This is a genomic window from Arthrobacter sp. PGP41, assembly GCF_002953935.1.
In the GTDB taxonomy this organism is placed as follows: Bacteria; Actinomycetota; Actinomycetes; order Actinomycetales; family Micrococcaceae; genus Arthrobacter.
In genome coordinates, this window is the sequence record NZ_CP026514.1 from 3865816 (window position 1) to 3885728 (window position 19913).

17 protein-coding genes and 1 pseudogene are annotated in these 19913 nt (G+C 66.9%); 12 read left to right on the forward strand and 6 right to left on the reverse strand.

The window, feature by feature from the left end; all coding sequences use genetic code 11:
• Positions 1 to 9: 9 nt before the first annotated feature.
• Positions 10 to 1027 (forward strand): annotated as a pseudogene (locus C3B78_RS17715) (DUF222 domain-containing protein); the annotation flags it as partial.
• A 103-nt stretch (positions 1028 to 1130) separates the two neighbouring features.
• On the opposite strand, the gene C3B78_RS17720 reads toward C3B78_RS17715, so the two are convergent.
• From C3B78_RS17720 to C3B78_RS17730, 3 genes are all read right to left on the reverse strand, one after another.
• Positions 1131 to 2060: a Rieske 2Fe-2S domain-containing protein gene (locus C3B78_RS17720; protein WP_104999229.1), complete on the reverse strand. Its 930-nt coding sequence runs from the start codon at positions 2058 to 2060 to the stop codon at positions 1131 to 1133.
• A 90-nt stretch (positions 2061 to 2150) separates the two neighbouring features.
• Positions 2151 to 2450, reverse strand: coding sequence for a putative quinol monooxygenase (locus tag C3B78_RS17725; protein ID WP_104999230.1), 300 nt, complete (start codon positions 2448 to 2450; stop codon positions 2151 to 2153).
• Positions 2451 to 2488: 38 nt separating this feature from the next.
• Positions 2489 to 3928, reverse strand: coding sequence for a cation:dicarboxylate symporter family transporter (locus C3B78_RS17730; protein WP_234005455.1), 1440 nt, complete (start codon positions 3926 to 3928; stop codon positions 2489 to 2491).
• A gap of 248 nt (positions 3929 to 4176) precedes the next feature.
• Between C3B78_RS17730 and C3B78_RS17735 the strand changes: the two genes are divergently transcribed.
• Both C3B78_RS17735 and C3B78_RS17740 read left to right on the forward strand, forming a co-directional pair.
• Positions 4177 to 4482: a hypothetical protein gene (locus tag C3B78_RS17735; protein ID WP_104999231.1), complete on the forward strand. Its 306-nt coding sequence runs from the start codon at positions 4177 to 4179 to the stop codon at positions 4480 to 4482.
• Positions 4479 to 6176: an amidase gene (locus C3B78_RS17740; protein WP_104999232.1), complete on the forward strand. Its 1698-nt coding sequence runs from the start codon at positions 4479 to 4481 to the stop codon at positions 6174 to 6176. Before C3B78_RS17735 ends, C3B78_RS17740 begins: the two co-directional genes overlap by 4 nt.
• A 58-nt stretch (positions 6177 to 6234) precedes the next feature.
• Here the strand turns inward: C3B78_RS17740 and C3B78_RS17745 are convergent, their stop codons facing one another.
• On the reverse strand, positions 6235 to 7281 hold the full coding sequence (locus C3B78_RS17745; RefSeq protein WP_104999233.1) for an Lrp/AsnC family transcriptional regulator: 1047 nt from the start codon (positions 7279 to 7281) through the stop codon (positions 6235 to 6237).
• Between the two features lie 123 nt (positions 7282 to 7404).
• On the opposite strand from C3B78_RS17745, the gene C3B78_RS17750 reads away from it, so the two are divergent.
• Positions 7405 to 8637 (forward strand): M20 metallopeptidase family protein, encoded by a 1233-nt coding sequence (locus C3B78_RS17750; RefSeq protein ID WP_104999234.1) that lies wholly within the window; start codon positions 7405 to 7407, stop codon positions 8635 to 8637.
• Positions 8638 to 8690: 53 nt separating this feature from the next.
• Positions 8691 to 9980: an MFS transporter gene (locus C3B78_RS17755; protein ID WP_104999235.1), complete on the forward strand. Its 1290-nt coding sequence runs from the start codon at positions 8691 to 8693 to the stop codon at positions 9978 to 9980.
• A 93-nt stretch (positions 9981 to 10073) separates the two neighbouring features.
• Here C3B78_RS17755 and C3B78_RS17760 read toward each other — a convergent pair whose 3' ends face one another.
• The gene (locus C3B78_RS17760) at positions 10074 to 10472 is read right to left on the reverse strand and encodes a cupin domain-containing protein (protein WP_104999236.1); all 399 of its coding nucleotides are present in this window, start codon (positions 10470 to 10472) and stop codon (positions 10074 to 10076) included.
• Between the two features lie 346 nt (positions 10473 to 10818).
• Here C3B78_RS17760 and C3B78_RS17765 point away from each other — a divergent pair, with 346 nt between their 5' ends.
• From C3B78_RS17765 to bcp, 7 genes are all read left to right on the forward strand, one after another.
• Entirely contained in the window at positions 10819 to 11619 is an 801-nt protein-coding gene (locus C3B78_RS17765) for a hydroxypyruvate isomerase family protein (protein ID WP_104999237.1), read from the forward strand.
• A 144-nt stretch (positions 11620 to 11763) separates the two neighbouring features.
• Entirely contained in the window at positions 11764 to 12642 is an 879-nt protein-coding gene (locus C3B78_RS17770) for a 2-hydroxy-3-oxopropionate reductase (RefSeq protein WP_104999238.1), read from the forward strand.
• A gap of 127 nt (positions 12643 to 12769) precedes the next feature.
• Positions 12770 to 14560 carry a glyoxylate carboligase gene (gene gcl, locus C3B78_RS17775; protein WP_104999239.1) on the forward strand — a complete coding sequence of 597 codons (1791 nt, stop codon included), beginning with the start codon at positions 12770 to 12772 and terminating at the stop codon, positions 14558 to 14560.
• A gap of 2 nt (positions 14561 to 14562) precedes the next feature.
• Positions 14563 to 15771, forward strand: a complete 1209-nt coding sequence (locus C3B78_RS17780; protein WP_104999240.1) for a glycerate kinase — start codon at positions 14563 to 14565, stop codon at positions 15769 to 15771.
• A complete protein-coding gene (gene allB, locus C3B78_RS17785; protein WP_104999241.1) occupies positions 15764 to 17107 on the forward strand; it encodes an allantoinase AllB in 1344 nt (447 codons plus the stop codon). The genes C3B78_RS17780 and allB overlap by 8 nt, the downstream gene beginning before the upstream one ends.
• A gap of 9 nt (positions 17108 to 17116) precedes the next feature.
• Positions 17117 to 17794: a helix-turn-helix domain-containing protein gene (locus tag C3B78_RS17790; protein WP_104999242.1), complete on the forward strand. Its 678-nt coding sequence runs from the start codon at positions 17117 to 17119 to the stop codon at positions 17792 to 17794.
• Between the two features lie 81 nt (positions 17795 to 17875).
• On the forward strand, positions 17876 to 18355 hold the full coding sequence (gene bcp, locus C3B78_RS17795; RefSeq protein ID WP_104999243.1) for a thioredoxin-dependent thiol peroxidase: 480 nt from the start codon (positions 17876 to 17878) through the stop codon (positions 18353 to 18355).
• 101 nt (positions 18356 to 18456) lie between these two features.
• Here bcp and C3B78_RS17800 read toward each other — a convergent pair whose 3' ends face one another.
• Complete coding sequence (locus tag C3B78_RS17800) at positions 18457 to 19881, reverse strand: MFS transporter (RefSeq protein ID WP_104999874.1); 1425 nt, start codon at positions 19879 to 19881, stop codon at positions 18457 to 18459.
• Positions 19882 to 19913 lie beyond the last annotated feature (32 nt).

Below are 19913 nucleotides of genomic sequence, written 5' to 3' on the forward strand. Positions count from 1 at the left end.
GATGGATTCATGGACAGCAACCCGGTGGCGGAGGCGGATGCGGCAGTAGACGCACCTGTGGCTGCTTGTGAGGCGGTGCTCAGTGGCAGCGGTACCGCTCCTTCCCGTGCGCCTGGTTCCGGTCCTGCTGGCGGGCTTGTTGGCGGGGCTGATGACGATCCGTTGCAGCAGGTCGCTGATGGGGCTTCGGATGTTCTAGGCGGGCTGGCCCGGTCCGAGGCGAAGCTGGCGGCGTTGAGGGCGCACGCGGTTCAAGTGTTCGCTGCCGCCACGAGCGTGCTGAACGCTCCGGCGTCCTCGCCGCATGAGGCAACGGCCCAGAACCGGAGCCTGGCGGCCGAAGTGGGGTGTGCGCTGGTGATCGGTGACCGGGCCGCCGGCGCCCTGCCGGCCGAGTCCTGCGCCCTGACCACGTCCCTGCCCGGACCCTTGCCGCGTTGGAGTCCGGGACGATTTCCTGGGCGCACGCTGGGGCAGCCGCCCTGGAGGCCCATTCCCTGGATCCGGATACACCAAAACCGGCCGGAGCGGCCACCATCGGGGAGATGCCGGCTTACCGGTTCAAGGCCAAGGCCAGAACTTGGCGGGAACGCCGCCACCCCGAATCGCTGGAGAAGCGCCACGCCAAGGGTGTGGCGGACCGGCGGGTGGAGTGCTGGCCGGACAGCGACGGGATGGCTTGGGTCGCCGCGCGCCTGCCCGCGGACCAGGCACTGGCGATCTGGAACCGGCTCAACGCACTCGCCCGGGGAACCGCCCTGCTCGGCCTGACTGATGAGCCGGCGATGCTGGACGGGCACGGCCCGATCCCGGCGTCCATGGCCCGGGGCCTTGTGGCTAACGGGGCGGAGTCGTTCCACCGGGTCCTGGTCGATCCGAGGGGCGGGGCACCGCTGGAGATCGGCCGGCCAGCTACCGGGTCACCAAGGCGATGAGGAACTGGCTCAGGCTGCGGGACGGCAGCGGCTGGAAACCCACACCAGCCACCAAGGACGAACCACCCGGCTGGATCTCACCCACTGGCCGCCCGGACTCACCCCTGCTAAAATGCCGGGGCTCCTGCCCGCGGGAAGGAGCACCCTAGAAGATGCGCTCCAGGACTTGATGTCAGGCTGAGGTAACCAAAAAGCTCAGCCGGCCCCCGGCAGGCAGACTTCCACGAGGCCGTCGCTCACACGGGTTTCGAACAGTGGCTGCCGTGCCGTTGCGGGGCCAGCCTGGACTTCCCCCGTACGGAGCGAGAAGGTGCTTCCGTGCCAGGGGCAGACGACGCACGGGTCGCCGCTGCCATCACCACCGCCAGAAGCCCCGCCAGCCCGAACCGCCCCGGCCTGAAGCCTTCCGCCCCTCAGCTTGCCTTCGTGCAGCGGCCCGGAGAGGTGGCTGCAGACATCGGACAGAACGCGCACGTCTTCTGCCTCCCGGTAGACAAGCAACGGGATTTCGGCAACAACAAGTTTGTGGAGCTTGCCGTCCGGCAGTTCCGCGAGCGGTGCCAGGGGCTGCCAGCCGCTCGGGAAGCGGTGCGGGATCTCCTCGCTGTGGTTCACGCCGGCCGCCTGCCGGTAGGTGAGGTGGCCGCCCAGGAAACCGCCAGCGCCCACTGCGGCAAGGCCAAGGTACGCAAGCGCCTTGCCGGCTGCCCGGCTTCCCTGGGCACGTGCAACCAGGGAGGCGGCGTAAAGGCTCGTGGCGGTGATGTTGGCAGCAGCGTGGACAAGTCCAACCCGCTGCTGCTGCGGGTGCAACTGGGTCCAGTCGGTAAAGCCGGCCACCGCGGTAGGCACAGCGGCGCCGGTTCCCACTCCTATCAGCAGTGCGGCGGCCCGGTCGTTGCCGGGCAAGGCGTCAAGCACGGCGGCGGATATCCATGCACCCAACGGCACCTGGACCGCCAGCGGGTGCACAGGGTGCCCGATCGGGACCCCGTGCAGGACGTCGCGCGCCCACTTGGGCCGGATGACGCGCTTCACCACTTTTCGGACCTTCTTGGAAAGGGGATCCAGCCACTCGGCATCCTCCAGGCGGGTAACAAGTTCCAGTGCAGGCAGCGGTTTCATGCGTCTTCCTTACCCCTTTGCTCCGTGTAAGTCCGTCGCGTGAAGCTTACTTACCGGCAGGGTCAAAGCACAGGGCAACGGCGGTGAAACCTAACGCAGCGGAGAGCCCAGGACCGTGAACTGATGGCCGCCCATTTCACCGGACAGCAGGGGCATGGCCTCGGTTATGGCCTCCTGCACGCTGTCCAGTTCCAACGAAGCCCGGTGTGCCTCCGGTGATTCCCACAGTTCACACACGAACACCGTATCCGGCGCGGCATCGTTGATGCCCACCTCGTAGAGCAGGCAGCCTGCCTCCTTCAGCCCGGCCATGGGCCGGACCAGGATGGAAACTACGGCGTCGCGCTGGCCGGGCTTGGTCTCAAGGGTTCCCACATTCGCAAACGTCATAGGGACAGTGTGCAGGACGGGGACGGCAGGACGCGGCGCTACCGCGCCGTCGCAGGGGAAGTCTCCACGGCTGGGGCTTCCACCGGGTGGGACCGTTCGATTTCGGTCACCACTGCGGGGCCGCCCGGCACCTCGGTGCCGGGCGGGCCGGATGCCGCCTCCGCCGTCGTAATGTCACCGGCAAAGGCACGCAACATGGCGGCACGGTCGAACTGGCCCTCCCACTTGGCCACCACAAAAGTGGCAACGCAGTTCCCCAGCAGGTTCACCACTACGCGCATGGAGTCCATCAGCCGGTCCGCGCCAAGGAGCAGCGCGACGCCGGCCACTGGGAAGATCCCCAGCGCACCCGCGGTGGCGGAGAGCGCCAGGAACGCCGAACCGGGTACGCCGGCCATTCCCTTGGAGGTGAGCATGAGGACCCCGAGGGCGGCAAGCTGCTGGCCCAGGTCCAGGTTGTAGCCAAAGGCCTGCGCCAGGAACAGCAGCGAGATGGAAAGGTACAGCGCGGCGCCGTCCAGGTTGAAGGAGTATCCGGTGGGGATCACCAGGCCGGTGGTGGCACGGGAACAGCCGGCGTTGGTCAGCTTGGTCATGATGCGTGGCAGCACAGACTCGGTGGACGCGGTGCCCAGTGCCAGGAGGAATTCCTCGCGGGTGTACTTCATGAACTGCCACAGCGGCACCCGCGGATATGCCCATGCCACAACGAACAGCAGACCGATGAACACTATTGCCGCGCCATAGCAGGCCGCGATCAGCAGCGCATAGGTGCCCAGCGAGCCCAGGCCGTACTGGCCGATGATGAAGGCCATGGCGCCAAAGGCTCCCACCGGAGCCACCCGCATGACCCAGCCCATGATCTTGAAGAACAGTTCGAGCACCGTTTCCATCAGGGTGATCACCGGCAGGCAGCGTTCACGGCCGACGACGACGATCGCCGCACCGAAGAACACCGCGAAGCACAGGACCTGCAGCAGGCTGTTGCCGGCAAAGGCGCCCACCACGCTCGTGGGAATGATTCCCAGGATGAAGGCGCCGGCATCCTTGGGCGGGGCGGTTGCGGTTTTCGCATTGAGCGCGTCCTGGGAGAGCGACGCCGGATCGATGTTCAGTCCCGCGCCGGGCTGGACAAGGTTCCCCACAACGAGGCCGAAGACCAGGGCAAACAGGGTGGCCGCCGTGAAGTAGGTCAGCGCCTTGACGCCGGTGCGGCCCACGGCCTTGACGTCGCTGACCGCCGCGATGCCGGTGACGATCACCAGGAAAATCAGCGGTGCGATGATCATCTTGATCAGCTGGATGAAGCCGTCACCCAAGGGGCGAAGCGCTGCGCCGATGTTTGGCCAGAAGTGGCCGATCAGGATGCCTGCGACGACGGCAACCAGGATCTGGAAAAAGAGGGACTTGTAGAGCGGTTTCCTGGCTGCCCCGGTTGGTGATTGCGGGGAGGGTGCTGCGTCGGCGGTGAAGTTCATTCCAGTACCTGTTCGTAAAGGACGGACGGCACACGGGATGCCGCAGGGTCACGAGCCACGCTAGGGAACCCATGTTTCCGGAAAGATAAATCCGTAATGCGGAATTATTAAACCGAAACGGCCGGCTGCGCCCCGGCGGCGGGAAATGAGCCGGCAACTTATGTGACATGACAGCGCCACAGGGGAGTGAAAGTATCCCCTTGTCTCAGCTGCACGGGCTGCACCCAGCCCCGAAGAAACGGAGCATCATGCCCCTCACTCCCCCCACCGACGCCGAACTGGACACCATGATCCGGGCCCGCCTCGCCTCGCTCGGCATCGACCTCACCCAGCTTCCCGCCGGAACCGCCAGCGACCCGGAAACCGGAAGCCCGGGCCAGGCGTCGGTCCTGGCCAGCCTGCGCTCCTTCATGCGCACCACAGTCGCTGAACTCAGCGCCTACCAACTGCCTTTCGCCGGCCCGGCAGGCAGTGCGGACCCTGCGCTCTTGTCACAGCAGGCAGTTCCTCCCGCCCTGTACCCCTCGATTGACACTGCACGGAGGACGGCATGAACCCGGCGGAAAGCTCGAACAGCCAGCCCATGGACCGCAGCATCGACCGCCGGTCGTTCGTCAACAGGTTCACTGCGCTGGCTGCGGCCGCCTCGTTGGGGGCGGTGGCGCTTCCAGCAGTTGCCCACGCGGCGCCCTCGGCAGCAGTGCCCGCCGGCATCAACCCGGACGCCTATGGCGACGTCCGGCCCGAGGCCCTGGCCGACATCACCGAACTGACCATCGCGGAAGCAGCAAGCCTCATCCGGCAAGGCCGGCTCAGCGCAGAACTGCTGGTGGAGGCCTACCTTGACCGGATCGGCGCCTTTGATGCGGACTACCAGGCTTTCAACCTCGTCGCCGCCGACGACGCCCTTGCCAGCGCCCGCGCCCTGGCCGGCGCGGCGTACAAGGGTCCCCTGCATGGCATTCCCCTGGCCATCAAGGACAACTACTACACCCGCGCCTATCCCACGACGGCCAATTCCCACATCTTCAAGGACTTCGTTCCGCCGTTTGACGCGACGGCGGTCTCCAGGCTGGCGGGTGCCGGCGGCATCATCCTTGGCAAGACCCAGATGGGGCCGCTCGCCACCACCCGTGCCACCACGCCTGACGGCCGCATCACCACCGTCAACGCATGGACGCCGGGGAATCCGCAGACCAACCCCGGCGGATCCTCGTCCGGCTCAGCCACGGCCGTGGCTGCCCGGATGGCAACCTCCAGCGTGGGAACCCAGACCGGCGGTTCCATCACCGCGCCCTCCAACGCCCAGAACCTCACCGGGCTCAAACCCACCATGGGCCGGGTTTCGCTGTACGGCATCATCCCCTTGAGCTATACCCGCGACCACCCCGGCCCCCTCGCCAGGGATGCCAAGGACGCGGCAATCATGTTGAGCGCCATGGCCGGCGAGGATCCCAACGATCCGCGGACACTGGGGCTTCCGCCGGTTCCGGACCTGATCCAGGCCGCCACCCCGGTGAAGCGCGGCAACAAGGTGGCCACGCGCTGGGGTACCCGCGTGGGCGTCATCCCGGACTTCACCGCGGGCTCATCGGAAACGGCGGCGGCACGGAAGGCGTTCCTGGACAAGCTCGCCGGGACTGAAGGCATCCAGGTGGTCAACGTTCGGTTGCCGGAGGACTGGGACACCCTCACCAGCACTGCATTCAACAACGTCCGGCTGCCGGAACGCAGCGAGCCCTTCCTGCCGGTGCTGCGCAAGGACCTGCGCAGCTTCGGGGTATCCGTGACCGGCTGGCTGCAGGGCTCCATGCTCGGCGCCAACGAGTATGTGCTGGGCCAGCGTGCCAAGGTCCTGCTGCTGGAACGCGTTCTGGACGACCTGTTCGAGCAGTGCGACGTGGTGCTGCAGACCAGCCCCAACCCGTTCGATGCCATCGGCCTGCCGGAACTCGCCCTGCCCATCGGCTTCGACTCCGCAGGCGTTCCCATCGGCACCATCCTCGGCGGCCAGCCCTTCGCCGAGGACCGGCTCCTTGCCGTGGCCGCGGCGTACCAGGCCGTGACGGACTGGCACCTGCGGCGACCCGCGAACCCTGCCGGCGAATCCCCCGAGCCAATCTCTGTTGATCCGCCCAACTCCCGGAAGCCCTTCGGCAAGAGCGCACGCGGCAAGGTTGCGGCCGCACCGGTTCCACCGGGCCGGGGCCGCCTTGAGGCGCATGAGGTGGCCGAGCTGTCCCAGTAGCAGCCCCAAAATCCCCGGCCCGCCCCCTTTCCGGGAGGCGGGCCGGGACGTCCACGGCTCACTCCGCAGCCGGCAGCCCTCCGGCCTCCACCACCACCGCGCCGCTCGACGTCGTATCCTCCTTCAGCATCCAGCCGACCCGCTTGACGGTCCGCAGCATCACCACGCTCTCCACCAGTTCGATGTCCGGCACCTTCTGCTGTAGCGCCAGCTCGGCGTTCATCACGTCTGCCAGGGACTGCAGCCACATGATGATCACGAAATTGGTGGGGCCCGTGGTGGATGCGCTGAGCCGGACGTTGCTGATGGTGCGGATCTCGGCAGCGGCAGCTTCATGGCGGCCGGCCGGAACGTTCGCGAACCACTGGCAGGTCACCGGGAAGGAAGAGTAGGCCTGCGCAATCTCGCACCGGAACAGCAGGATGCCGCTGGCCAGCACACGGTTCAGCTGCCGCTGCACCGTCGCCGGATGGCGCCCCAGCCCCCGCGCGATGTCCGCCGCGGTGGCGCGTCCGTCCCGTGCGAGGTAAGGCAACAGGTCCAGGTGGCTTGCCGGCAGTTCGCCCTGCGGGTCCGGCCCCCGCGTCCGCGCACCGGCCGAAGCACCCAGCGTCCTCAGGGTCGCCAGCTGGGTCCGGTCCAGGACGTTCAGGCGCCACTCGTCCGCGCTGGTGTGAAGCCGCGTGCACAGCGCCGTCTGGTACTTGGTGAGCCCCTCGATGGCCTTCAGCCGGGAAACAACCCGGCTGCTGAACTCGTCCAGTGATTTCGTGATGACGGTCAGCATCAGGTCCCGGTTGCTGGCCGCCTCCTCGACGGTGACGATCTCCGGCACGGCCGCCAGTTGCGCCGTGACGCTGTCGCGTTGGTGCATCTCGCAGTCCACCGCAACAAACGCCAGGAGCATCTGCTGGGGATCCCCCACCAGGTGGGCAGTGACCCACGCTGCCCCGCTTGATGCCAGCCGCTCCCACCGGGCCGCAAGCGTGGTGGCGTGGACGCCCAGCACCTTTGACGCATCCGCCCAGCCGAGCCGCGGAGAGGACTGCAGTACCTGGATGAGTGCCAGGTCGTCTTCGCTGAGTTCCACGGGCAGCCCCTTCATTTGCCTGCACGAATCCTGTGCATAGACCACGCCCACAGAATAATTCCAGCGCTTTCAAAGAATGTGAAGTGGGCCACTCCAGAATAGTCCACAGACCCGGAACGCCAATGCGAGGAGTGACAAGTGCCCGTAACCGAAGATGCGCAGGAACTGCAGGGGGACCTCATCCACCTCCGCCACGACCTGCACAGGCACCCGGAAATCGGGCTCCACCTTCCGCGGACCCAGGAGAAGGTCCTCCAGGCGCTGGACGGACTTCCCTTCGAGATCACCCTGGGCAAAGACACCACCTCCGTCACCGCGGTGCTCCGCGGCGGCGGCAGCATCGATGCGTCGGGAAGCACAACGGACCGGCCCGCCGTCCTCCTCCGCGCGGACATGGACGGCCTCCCGGTGCAGGAAAAGACCGGCGTCGAATTCTCATCCCAGGCAGATGGCGCCATGCACGCCTGCGGCCACGACCTGCACACCTCGATGCTCGCCGGAGCCGCCACGCTCCTCGCCGAGAAGCAGCACCAGCTGCAGGGCGACGTCGTCCTCATGTTCCAGCCCGGGGAAGAAGGCTGCGACGGCGCCAGCTACATGATCCGCGAAGGCGTCCTGGACGCCGCCGGCACCCGCGTCCAGGCGGCCTACGGGATGCACGTGTTTTCCTCCCTGGAGCCCCACGGCACCTTTTGCACAAAGCCCGGCGTGATGCTCAGCGCCTCGGACGGGCTTGAGGTCACGGTGCTCGGCGCCGGCGGCCACGGCTCGGCCCCGCACTCCGCGAAGGATCCCGTCACCGTGGCGGCCGAAATGGTCACGGCCCTCCAGGTCATGGTGACCCGGCAGTTCAACATGTTCGATCCCGTGGTGCTCTCGGTGGGGGTGCTCCATGCCGGCACCAAGCGGAACGTCATTCCCGAAACGGCGCGCATCGAGGCGACGGTCCGGACCTTCTCCGAGGAATCCCGCCTGAAGATGAAGGAGGCCGCGCCGCGCCTCCTGCAAGGAATCGCTGCCGCGCACGGGGTGGAAGTCCACGTCGACTACCAGGAGGAATACCCCCTCACCATCACCAACGAGGACGAGACCCACACGGCGGAAAAAGTCATTGCAGGGCTCTTCGGCGAGCGCCGCCTCTCCCGCTGGGCCACTCCCCTGAGCGGCTCCGAGGACTTCTCCCGGGTGCTGGCCGAGGTGCCGGGCACCTTCGTCGGCCTCAGCGCCGTCGCCCCTGGCGGCAATCCGGCCACCTCACCGTTCAACCACTCGCCTTACGCAACGTTCGACGACGGCGTGCTGGCTGACGGGGCAGCGCTGTACACCGAGCTCGCCACCTCGCGACTGGCGGCGCTTGCGGCGGCGTCCTAGCCGCCTTCACCATCCCCCACCATCCTCTTCACCACGATCCTGAGGAAGTAACCATGTCCATCGCAGTAACCAAGCAGCAGACTGGACGCGTGTCCACCGCTAAAACCATCGTCGGGACCGGCATCGGCAATGCCGTGGAATGGTACGACTGGGCCATTTACGCGACGTTCACGCCCTTCATTGCCAGCCAGCTGTTCAGCAAAGCCGACCCCGCATCGGCTGTCCTGTCCACGCTGGCGATCTTCGCCGTCGGCTTCGTGGCCCGGCCCTTCGGCGGCTTCCTCTTCGGCTGGATCGGCGACAGGGTGGGCCGAAAAACGTCCATGACGCTCGCCGTCGGACTCGCTTCATTGGGCAGCCTGATGATCGGCATCGCGCCCACGTTCGCGAGCATCGGTGCCTGGGCCTCGCTCATGCTGCTGGTGGCCCGCCTGGTCCAGGGCCTGGCGCACGGCGGCGAGCTGCCGTCGTCGCAAACCTACCTCTCGGAAATGGCACCCAAGGAGCACCGCGGGTTCTGGGCGACCCTGATCTACACCTCCGGCACCATGGGCATCCTGTTCGGAACACTGCTGGGGGCAGTCCTGAACATGACGCTGACCGCCGAGGCCATGAACGCCTGGGGCTGGCGGATTCCGTTCCTCCTAGGCGCGGCGATGGGCCTGTACGCGCTGATCATGCGCTCGCGGCTGCACGAGACCGACGCCTTCGAAGGCGAGTCCGTGGCCGAAAAGCGCGCTCCCATCTGGCCGCAGATCGTCCGCCACCGCAAGCAGGCGCTGCAGGTCATCGGACTCACGGTGGGCCTCACGGTGATCTACTACATCTGGGGCGTCGTGGCGCCGAGCTACGCCACCACCGCCTTGAAGATCGACCGCGGCGAGGCGCTGTGGGCCGGCGTAATCGCCAACATCGTGTTCATCGCCGCACTGCCGGTGTGGGGCAAGCTGTCTGACCGCATCGGCCGCAAGAAAGTCCTGTGGTCCGGCGCGATCGGCTCAGCAGTCATGCATTTCCCCATGACCTGGCTCCTCAAGGACTCCGCATGGCAGTTGGCTGTCGGCATGTCCGTGATGCTGGTCTTCATCGCCGCGAGCGCCGCCATTGTCCCGGCCGTCTACGCCGAGCTGTTCCCGACGTCGATCCGCACCGTGGGCGTCGGCGTCCCGTACTCCATCTGCGTGGCAGCCTTCGGCGGAACGGCCCCGTACCTGCAGCAGTGGCTGGGAACCACCATGGGCGTTCCGCAGGTGTTCAACGTGTACGCGGTGGTCCTCCTGGCCATCAGCGCCGCGTTCGTCTTCACCATTCCCGAGACGAAGGGCAAGGACCTGACCCACTAGGAAGCCGGGCCCTAGGAAGCCGGGCCGCCCGCCCCGGCGCAGCACCAGTCCCCTGCCGCTCGCAAGAGCGGCAGGGGACTTTTTGGTGCTGTGCTAGATCCGGGCGTGCATCCCGAAGCTGCGGGGGCGGCCGAACGAGGCCGCACCCAGGAATTCGACGGCGACGAACGGCTCGTCGCCCACCACCCATTCATCGTGCCCGGGAGGCAGCGCATAGGTGTCATGGGCGTGAATCGTTGACCGTCCGCCGTCGGCCGTTTCCACCTCCAGTTGCCCCGATATGCAATAGCCGAGGTGGTGGTGCTCGCAGTAGGGGGTCAACTCGGAGGGCCTTGCAGAGTCCGACCACCGCCAGCCCGGCGCGAGGATCAGGCGCGCCACGGAGTAGTCGTCAACGGTGACAAGGTCGAATTCCGCCTTGTCCGGGCAACGCTTCGAGTCCGGTGAATCCAGGGACTTGACTGCCAGTTCCCTGATGAAGTTTGCCGTCATGAGGTCACAGCCTAGGAGTGGTGTGGAAAACGCCCGGCGCGGACCAGGCGATGGAATGGATACCGACGAGCGGCGAAGTTGTGTCGAGACCATGTAGCGGCGTGCGCCCCTGCCCCGGCGCACACCCATCCACCGGACCATGCCGATGTATCTCTAACCGTAGCCCTGCAGCCCCTGAAGTCAATGGGAAATCTCCTCCCGGCTCCCCGACCGGTCCGTCTTGACTCGGGCACCCATCCTTCCCTAGACTTTTCATAAAGCAGAATCTAAATTCCACAAGGCGGAAAGAAGCAAATAGGCCGCCGCAAGGGAAGATAGATCAAAGCCCTCCTTGGAAGGACCTACGATGACGTACACAGTGAACTGCTCCATCCTCCTTACTGAACTGCCCCTGCTCGAGCGCCCCGCGGCAGCCAAGGCAGCCGGTTTTGATGCTGTCGAGTTCTGGTGGCCCTTCGAGTCCTCAGTCCCCTCCGACGCCCAGGTCACCGAATTCGAGAACGCCATCAAGGACGCCGGCGTCCAGCTCACCGGCCTGAACTTCAACGCCGGCAACATGCCGGGCGGGGACCGCGGCCTGGTGTCCTGGACGGGACGCGAGTCAGAGTTCAAGGACAACATCGAGGTTGTTGCCGGCATTGGCGCGCGCCTGGGCTGCAAGGCCTTCAACGCCCTTTACGGCAACCGGCAGGACGGCTCCACCCCCGAGGAGCAGGACGAACTCGCGGTCAGGAACCTGGCCGCGGCAGCGGAAGGCGTCGCCCGCATCGGCGGCACCGTCCTCCTGGAACCCGTCAGCGGCGCACCCAAATACCCGCTCCTCACCGCTGATGACGCACTCAAGGTCATCGCCCGCGTGAAGGCGGAGGCCGGCGTCGAAAACATCAAGCTCCTCGCCGACTTCTACCACCTGTCCGTCAACGGGGACGACGTCGAATCCGTCATCGAAAACCATGCCAAGGACTTCGGCCACATCCAGATTGCCGACAACCCCGGCCGCGGCGCCCCGGGCACGGGCACGCTCCCGCTGGGCCAATGGATCGCCCGCAGCCGCGAACTCGGCTACAACGGCTACATCGGACTCGAATACAAGGAACCGCAGGAAACAGCCTTCAGCTGGGCCATCCGCGAACACGCCTCCCGCTAGTCCACCCGCCCCGCCCAACTGAGTAGCGCTAAGTGTCGTTTAGAGCCCTCAAAACGACACTTAGCGCTACCTAGTTGGGCCGGGCATCCCCACCGGCACCTCCGGCACCACCACAGACTTCAGATTTCAGAAAAGAGAAACCTCATGAGCAACGTTGCAGTCATCGGACTCGGAATCATGGGCCTGCCCATGGCCATCAACCTCGTCAAGGCCGGCCACACCGTCACCGGCTTCAACCGCAGCCAGGACAAGATCGAGAAGCTGGTTTCGGAAGGCGGCAAGGGTGCCACGAGCATCGCCGACGCCGTCAGGGATGCCGACGTCGTCATCACCATGGTGCCGGACTCCCCCGATGTTGAGGGCGTGGTCAGCGGCAAGGACGGCGTCTTCGCCAACGCCAGGCAGGGCACGCTGTGGATCGACGCATCCAGCATCCGCCCGGATGTGGCCAAGCGCCTCGCGGACGAAGCCCGCGACGCCGGCATCCGCCCCCTCGACGCCCCGGTTTCCGGCGGCGAGCAGGGCGCCATCGACGCCGTCCTCTCCATCATGGCGGGCGGCGACAAGGAAGACTTCGACGACGCCCAGGATGTCCTGAACGCCGTCGGCAAGACCATCGTCCACGTGGGCCCCTCCGGCTCCGGCCAGACCGTCAAGGCTGCAAACCAGCTGATCGTCGCCGTCAACATCGAAGTCCTCGGCGAAGCCATTGCCTTCCTGGAGGCCTACGGCGTGGACACCGACGCCGCCCTCAAGGTCCTCGGCGGCGGCCTGGCCGGCTCCAAAGTCCTGGACCAGAAGGGCCAGAAGATGCTGGACCGCAACTTCGACCCCGGCTTCCGCCTCGCCCTGCACCACAAGGACCTGGGCATCGTCACCTCCGCCGCCCGCGAGGCCAACGTCGCCATCCCGCTCGGCGCCATCGCAGCACAGCTCGTCGCCGCCACCGTCAACCAGGGCGACGGCGGCCTCGACCACTCCGGACTCTTCAAGCAGGTCCTCCAGCTCAGCGGCCGCGAGTAACGCACCCGCGCCAGAGGCGCGGTAACCAGCGCAACGGGAGCACCGCGGCCGTACCTCGCGACGGCGGCTCCTCCACCACACCCAAAAACAGCCTGCAAAGGCCCCAAAGTTTCCCTAGGAGCACCCCATGAGCAAGATGCGTACCGTTGATGCAGCGGTTGCCATCCTGGAAAAGGAAGGCGCCACCGAGGCGTTCGGCCTGCCAGGCGCTGCCATCAACCCCTTCTATTCCGCCATGCGCGCCCACGGCGGCATCCGCCACACCCTGGCCCGCCACGTTGAAGGCGCCAGCCACATGGCGGACGGTTACAGCCGCGCCAAGGACGGCAATATCGGCATCTGCATTGGCACCTCAGGCCCCGCCGGCACGGACATGATAACCGGCCTCTACGCCGCCTGGGCAGACTCCATTCCGATGCTCTGCATCACCGGCCAGGCCCCCGTGGCCAAGCTGCACAAGGAAGACTTCCAGGCCGTGGACATCGAGTCCATCGCCAAGCCGGTCACCAAGATGGCCATGACCATCCTGGAGCCAGGCCAGGTTCCCGGCGCCTTCCAGAAGGCCTTCCAGCTGATGCGCTCCGGCCGCCCCGGCCCTGTGCTGCTGGACCTGCCCATCGACGTGCAGCTCGCCGAGATCGAATTCGACATCGACACCTACGAGCCCCTGCCCGTCGAAAAGCCCAGGGCCTCCCGCAAGCAGCTGGAAAAGGCCCTGGACATGCTGACCGCGGCCAAGCACCCGCTGATCGTGGCCGGCGGCGGCATCATCAACGCCGGCGCCTCCGCACAGCTGGTGGAACTGGCCGAGATCCTGGACGTCCCCGTCATCCCCACGCTGATGGGCTGGGGCACCATCCCGGACGACCACCGGCTGATGGCCGGCATGGTGGGCCTGCAGACCAGCCACCGCTACGGCAACGAGAACTACCTGCGGAGCGACTTCGTGATCGGCATCGGCAACCGCTGGGCCAACCGCCACACCGGCGGCCTGGACACCTACACGGCGGGCCGCAAGTTTGTACACATCGACATCGAGCCCACGCAGATCGGTCGCGTGTTCTCGCCGGACCTGGGCATCGCGTCCGACGCCGGCGCGGCGCTGGCAGGGCTGGTTGAACTCGCCAGGGAGCGCAAGGCGGCAGGGTCCCTGCCGGACTACAGCGCCTGGGTTGCCGAATGTGCGGAGCGGAAGGCCACCCTGCACCGCAAGACGCACTTCGAGAACATCCCCATCAAGCCGCAGCGCGTGTACGAAGAGATGAACAAGTCCTTCGGCCGCGACACCATCTACGTGTCCACCATCGGCCTGTCCCAGATCGCCGGCGCGCAGATGCTGCACGTGTTCGGCCCGCGCAAGTGGATCAACGCCGGCCAGGCTGGACCCCTGGGCTGGACCGCCCCGGCGGCCCTCGGCGTGGTCCGCGGCAAGCCGGACGAGACCGTGGTGGCCCTCTCCGGCGACTACGACTTCCAGTTCATGATCGAGGAGCTGGCCGTTGGCGCGCAGTTCAACCTCCCCTACATCCACGTGGTGGTGAACAACTCCTACCTGGGCCTCATCCGCCAGTCCCAGCGCGGCTTCAGCATGGAGCAGAACGTGTCCCTGGCCTTCGAGAACATCAACAGCACGCACCTGTCCGAGGAAACCCGCGGCTACGGCGTGGACCACCTCAAGGTGGCCGAAGGCCTGGGCTGCAAGGCCGTGCGCGTGGAGGACCCCAACGACCTCGCCGCCGCCTTCGACAAGGCCAAGGCCCTCATGGGCGAGTTCCAGGTGCCTGTGGTGGTGGAAGTGATCCTGGAAAAGGTCACCAACATCTCCATGGGACTGGAGATCAACGCCATCAACGAGTTCGAGGACCTGGCAGAGACCGCCGCCGACGCTCCCACCGCCATCCTGGCACTGCAGGCCTAACCATGCGGATCGTCATTGCCCCGGACAAGTTTAAAGGATCCCTGTCCGCCCCCGAAGTGTGCAGCTACCTGGAAAAGGGGCTGCGGCGAGGGGCCGGCCCGGAACGCATCGGCAACCTCGATGTGGTCCGGATTCCGGTAGCCGACGGCGGTGAGGGCACCCTCGACGCCGCCGTCGGCTCCGGCTTCGCCCGCCGCAGCGCGGTGGTGGCCGGACCAACAGGGGAACCGGTCACGGCCGAGTTCGCGGTCCGGGGCAACGAGGCAGTCATCGAGATGGCGGCTGCCTCGGGCCTGGCCCTGCTCCCCGCCGGGGCGCTGGCTGGGGGGCGGCCAGGCTCGACGGCGGCACGCACCGCCACGAGCCTGGGCACCGGCCAGCTCATCACCGCTGCCTTGGACGCCGGCTGCAGCCGCATCATCCTTGGGGTGGGCGGCAGCGCCAGCACGGACGGCGGCGCCGGAGTCCTGCAGGGCCTCGGCGCCAGGTTCCTGGACAACGAGGCCAACGAACTTCCACCCGGCGGCGCCGCCCTCGCCCGCCTGGACCGGATCGATTTCAGCGGGTTCGACCCCCGGCTGAAGGACACGCGCTTTGTGCTGGCGTCCGACGTCGACAATCCCCTGCTGGGCGCCCAGGGCGCCGCGGCGATTTTCGGCCCGCAGAAGGGCGCCACGCAACAAGACGTCGGCATGCTCGACGCCGCCCTGGCCAGGTTTGTCGAAGTCCTGGCCAGGGAAATCGGATTCCGCGCTGTTAAGGCTGCCGAGGCTCCGGGAGCCGGGGCAGCCGGCGGCGCAGGCTACACCGCCATCGCCGTCCTCGCCGCAACGCGGCGGCCAGGGATCGACGTGGTCCTGGAGTTCACGGAACTGGAGCAGCGCCTGGCCGGCGCCGACCTGGTGATCACCGGCGAAGGCAGCCTGGATGAGCAGAGCCTGCTGGGCAAGACCCCCATGGGCGTTGCCAGGGCAGCGGCGGCGCAGGGTACTCCCGTCATTGCCGTCTGCGGCCGTACCACCCTTACGGACGGCCAGGCCGCCGCCGCAGGATTCGTGGATGTCTACGCTTTGACGGCGCTCGAAACCGATGTAAACAGGTGCATAGCAGAGGCAGGGCCGTTGCTGGAGCAGCTGGGCACCCAGATCGGTGCGGGGCTGGCAACCAACGGGCCTGCCGCCGCAAGTACCAAGGAGGACCTCCGTGTCTGAAGAACGTTTTGACCTCGTCATCCGGGGGCGGCGCATCCTGACCACCGCCGGCATCGCGCCGCGCGAGGTGGGCGTCCGCAACGGGAAGATCGTGGCCCTTGAGCCGCTGGGCAACAGCCTGGCAGGCGCCGAAGTCATCGATCTTGCCGACGATGAGACGCTGCTCCCGGGCCTGGTGGACACCCACGTCCACGTCAATGAGCCCGGCCGCACCGAGTGGGAGGGCTTCGCCTCCGCCACCCGCGCCGCAGCAGCCGGCGGCGTCACCACCATCATCGACATGCCGCTGAACTCCGTTCCGCCCACCACGACGGTGGAGAACCTCAAGCTCAAGCGCGAGGTGGCCGAGGACCAGGCGTTCATCGACGTCGGGTTCTGGGGCGGCGCCATCCCCGGCAACAAGGCCGATCTCCGCCCCCTGCACGACGAGGGCGTATTCGGTTTCAAGTGCTTCCTCCTGCACTCGGGCGTGGACGAGTTCCCGCACCTGGACGCGGACGAGATGGAGGAGGACATGGCCGAGCTCAAGTCCTTCGACTCGCTCATGATCGTCCACGCCGAAGACTCGCACGCCATTGACCGCGCCCCGCACCCCGGCGGCGACCACTACTCCACCTTCCTGGCCTCGCGGCCCCGCGGCGCCGAGAACAAGGCCATTGCCGAGGTCATCGAACGGGCCCGCTGGACCGGTGCGCGTGCGCACATCCTGCACCTGTCGTCGTCGGACGCGCTGCCCATGATCGCCAGTGCAAAGCGCGACGGCGTCAAGCTCACCGTGGAGACGTGCCCGCACTACCTCACGCTCATGGCGGAGGAGATCCCGGACGGTGCCACCGCCTACAAGTGCTGCCCGCCCATCCGCGAAGCCTCCAACCGGGAGCTGCTGTGGCAGGGCCTCCTGGACGGCACCATCGACTGCATCGTCTCGGACCACTCCCCCTCCACGCTGGACCTGAAGGACCTGGAGAACGGCGACTTCGCCGTGGCCTGGGGCGGTGTCTCGTCGCTGCAGCTGGGCCTGTCCCTGATCTGGACCGAGGCGCGGCACCGCGGCATCCCGCTGGAACAGGTGGTGTCCTGGATGGCGGAGAAGCCAGCCGGCCTGGCCCGGCTGACCAACAAGGGACAGCTGGCGCTGGGCTACGACGCCGACTTCGCCGTCTTTGCGCCCGACGAGGCGTTCGTGGTGGACGTGTCCAAGCTCAAGCACAAGAACCCCATCACCCCGTACGACGGCAAGGCACTGTCCGGGGTGGTCCGCAGGACCTTCCTGCGCGGCGCCGTGGTGGACGGCCAGACCCCCACGGGCAAGCTGATCCGCCGCGGCGGAGTCTAAGGACGCGCCATGGCAGTGGAAGCACACCAGCCAAGGGCGGGGGCGCGGCACGGGTTTCCGGTGAAAGGGGCGGCAGCACACGGCGCGGCTGCACGTGGCCTGGCCCTGTGGGTAGTCCCCGCGGAAGGCACCAGCCCCGACCTCCTGGCCCGGGCCGCCCAGCTGGTCCTTGCACGGGCCCTCCAGACTGCTCCGGAGGCGGAAGTCCACTGGCCTGCCGCCGGAGCACCCACGTCAGGGTCCTCCGCTGATACGGGGGGAGCCGCAGGCGACTCCCCTCCGGCTCCCCCCGCGGCGGAGGCAGCCAACCCGGCACTTTCAAAGGACGACGGCGGCACGCGCCTGCCGCCGTCGGCCGGCCCTGTCAGCCGGGTGGCCGTGGACCTGGCGGCGGACATCGTCCTGCTGGACGGCAGCCCGGTGCCGCTGACCGGCGTCGAGTCCAAGGTGCTCAGGTACCTGGTGACCCACCTGTCCCGGCCCGTGGACAGGGAGGAACTGCAGGAGTTCCTGGAGTCGCTGCAGTTCCCCGGCGCGTCAGCCCGCGCCATCGATGTGTATGTGGGCCGGATACGCGGGAAACTCGGGAATGCGCGCCATGCCGTGGCCACCGTCCGGGGCGGCGGATACCAGTTTGTGCCCGGTCCCTGCGCCACCGTTCGCGGCCCGGCGGAATACTGCATATGACGCCGGAGTTGTACCACTCAGCGGAAACCCGCTTCACTTGATGTTTTGCCATTACCTGACAAAGACTTCCAAAGGAATGCCATGAGCCAGACTTTGACCACCAAGCTTCAGCCCGGAACCCAGGCCCCGGATTTCACCCTTCAGGACGCCCAGGGCCGCCAGACTGCCTTGGCCGACTACCGTGGCAAGAACGTCATTGTGTACTTCTACCCCAAGGCCGCCACCCCCGGCTGCACCACCGAGGCCTGCGATTTCCGTGACAGCCTGGCCTCACTGCAGGGCAAGGGCTACGAGGTCATCGGCATCTCTCCTGACGCCCCGGAGGCCTTGGCCGGCTTCACGGGCGACTTCTCCCTGACCTTCCCGCTGCTCTCCGACCCCGACCACGCCGTCGCCCTCGCCTACGGCGCCTGGGGTGAAAAGCTCGTCAACGGCGAAATCGTCGAGGGCATCGTCCGTTCCACCGTAGTGGTGGACCCCGAAGGCAATGTCACGCTTGCCCAGTACCAGGTGAAGGCCGACGGCCACGTCGCGGCCCTGAAGGAAGCCCTGGGGATCTAACGCTCTCGCAGTTAACGCGGCTTTCCCTCCAACGCTCTCGCAGTTAACGCGGCTTTCCCCCGGACGCTCTCGCAGTTCATTAACTGCGGGAGCGCAAGGCCTCAAAAGCCTTTGGCCGGCGCTGTCGCCTCGGCCGCTGCCGCCTGGGCATAGGACGCAGAGATCCGTCGATAGACGGGCGTCAGGAAGGCCAGTAGCGCGGCCACAACCATGATGCTCCCCGCAACCAGGAACACCAGGGCGATCCCGCGGGAGGTGCCTTCGCCCAGGAGCGGGGCCAGCTGGGCGGCGCCGTCGGCGGACCGAGCGTAGGGGATGATCCAGAACTGGGCGATCGGCGCAATGAGGAATGCCGTAACCGGCGAAGCAGCGGACTCGAACGCCATGGCAAACCCGAACACCCGGCCCTGCCGCTGCAAAGGCACTACCTGCTGGATGACCGTCTGTTCGGCCGCTTCCACAAAAGGCACCAGGACCAGGTACCCCCAGATGCCGGCGATGTAGAGCCAGGCCCACTCCCGCAGCGTAAACACCCCGCCGAGGACGCCCATCAGGACCACGGCGGCGAGGAGGGTGCGCAGCGGATTGGCCCCGAGCCCGAACTTTCCGATCAATGCCCCGCCCACCAGGATCCCGGTGAAGCCGACAGCGGAGAAGATCCCCCACAGTTCAACGGGGAACATCTCCAGGCCATACGGGTCCATCAACGCCATGTAGACCCCGCCGATGAAATTGTTGAACGTGGAGAAGAGGATCAGCGCGAACAGCCCCGAAATGGCCAGCACTGCGGCGAGGGAGCCGCGCAGGTCGAACCCGCCGTGCGCATCCGTTGCGGCGGCACGCACCTCTTCAGGCATGCGCAGGGTGAGCAGGTGCGCGAACGCCAGCGCGGTCAGCACCAGGGCAGCACCGATGGTCCAGCCCATGCCCAGCAGTCCCACCGAGAGCCCGGAAAGCACCGAGGTGACAATGAACATCAGTCCCTGCACCATGCCCACCAGCCCGTTGGCGTTTGCCCGCCGGTCCGGCTCGATGAGGATGGTGACGGTGGTGGAGAGGGCGATGTTCCGCATGTTTTCCACCACGGCGCCAATCAGGATGACCATGACGAAAACCCAGAACCACGGCCGGGCCAGGTCCAGCAGCGACGACGTGGGGGTCAGCAGGAACATGACCCCGGACAGCACGAACATCACCAGGGTGAAGGCAGCTGCGAAGCGCATCACGGCCAGTTTGCGGTAGCGGTCCACGAAGGTGCCGAAGCTGATGCTGGACAGTGCGATCAGCAGCATGTAGGCACCGCCCACCACGCCGGTTGCTATGACGTTGCGCGTTTCCAGGTACACCCAGAAAGTCAGCGCAAACCAGAGGTAGCTGGTGGTGACGTTGGCGAGGGCGGTGTTCACCAGGATCCCGGTGAAAGTGCGGGAGCGCTGGGCCGGAGTGCGCAGGGAAGTGTCGACGGCGTCCGGATCAGTAAGGTGCGGAGCCTCCCCTACCTCCACCGGGACGGACGTGTCCGCCATGTCCCTGCTGGGTCTTTTCCCGCCGTCGTCTG

Coding starts and splice junctions, on each gene's coding strand:
- C3B78_RS17720 (WP_104999229.1), bottom strand. CDS start 2,060: ATGAAACCGCTGCCTGCACTGGAACTTGTTACCCGCCTGGAGGATGCC.
- C3B78_RS17725 (WP_104999230.1), bottom strand. CDS start 2,450: ATGACGTTTGCGAATGTGGGAACCCTTGAGACCAAGCCCGGCCAGCGC.
- C3B78_RS17730 (WP_234005455.1), bottom strand. CDS start 3,928: ATGAACTTCACCGCCGACGCAGCACCCTCCCCGCAATCACCAACCGGG.
- C3B78_RS17735 (WP_104999231.1), top strand. CDS start 4,177: ATGCCCCTCACTCCCCCCACCGACGCCGAACTGGACACCATGATCCGG.
- C3B78_RS17740 (WP_104999232.1), top strand. CDS start 4,479: ATGAACCCGGCGGAAAGCTCGAACAGCCAGCCCATGGACCGCAGCATC.
- C3B78_RS17745 (WP_104999233.1), bottom strand. CDS start 7,281: ATGAAGGGGCTGCCCGTGGAACTCAGCGAAGACGACCTGGCACTCATC.
- C3B78_RS17755 (WP_104999235.1), top strand. CDS start 8,691: ATGTCCATCGCAGTAACCAAGCAGCAGACTGGACGCGTGTCCACCGCT.
- C3B78_RS17760 (WP_104999236.1), bottom strand. CDS start 10,472: ATGACGGCAAACTTCATCAGGGAACTGGCAGTCAAGTCCCTGGATTCA.
- C3B78_RS17765 (WP_104999237.1), top strand. CDS start 10,819: ATGACGTACACAGTGAACTGCTCCATCCTCCTTACTGAACTGCCCCTG.
- C3B78_RS17770 (WP_104999238.1), top strand. CDS start 11,764: ATGAGCAACGTTGCAGTCATCGGACTCGGAATCATGGGCCTGCCCATG.
- gcl (WP_104999239.1), top strand. CDS start 12,770: ATGAGCAAGATGCGTACCGTTGATGCAGCGGTTGCCATCCTGGAAAAG.
- C3B78_RS17780 (WP_104999240.1), top strand. CDS start 14,563: ATGCGGATCGTCATTGCCCCGGACAAGTTTAAAGGATCCCTGTCCGCC.
- C3B78_RS17790 (WP_104999242.1), top strand. CDS start 17,117: ATGGCAGTGGAAGCACACCAGCCAAGGGCGGGGGCGCGGCACGGGTTT.
- bcp (WP_104999243.1), top strand. CDS start 17,876: ATGAGCCAGACTTTGACCACCAAGCTTCAGCCCGGAACCCAGGCCCCG.
- C3B78_RS17800 (WP_104999874.1), bottom strand. CDS start 19,881: ATGGCGGACACGTCCGTCCCGGTGGAGGTAGGGGAGGCTCCGCACCTT.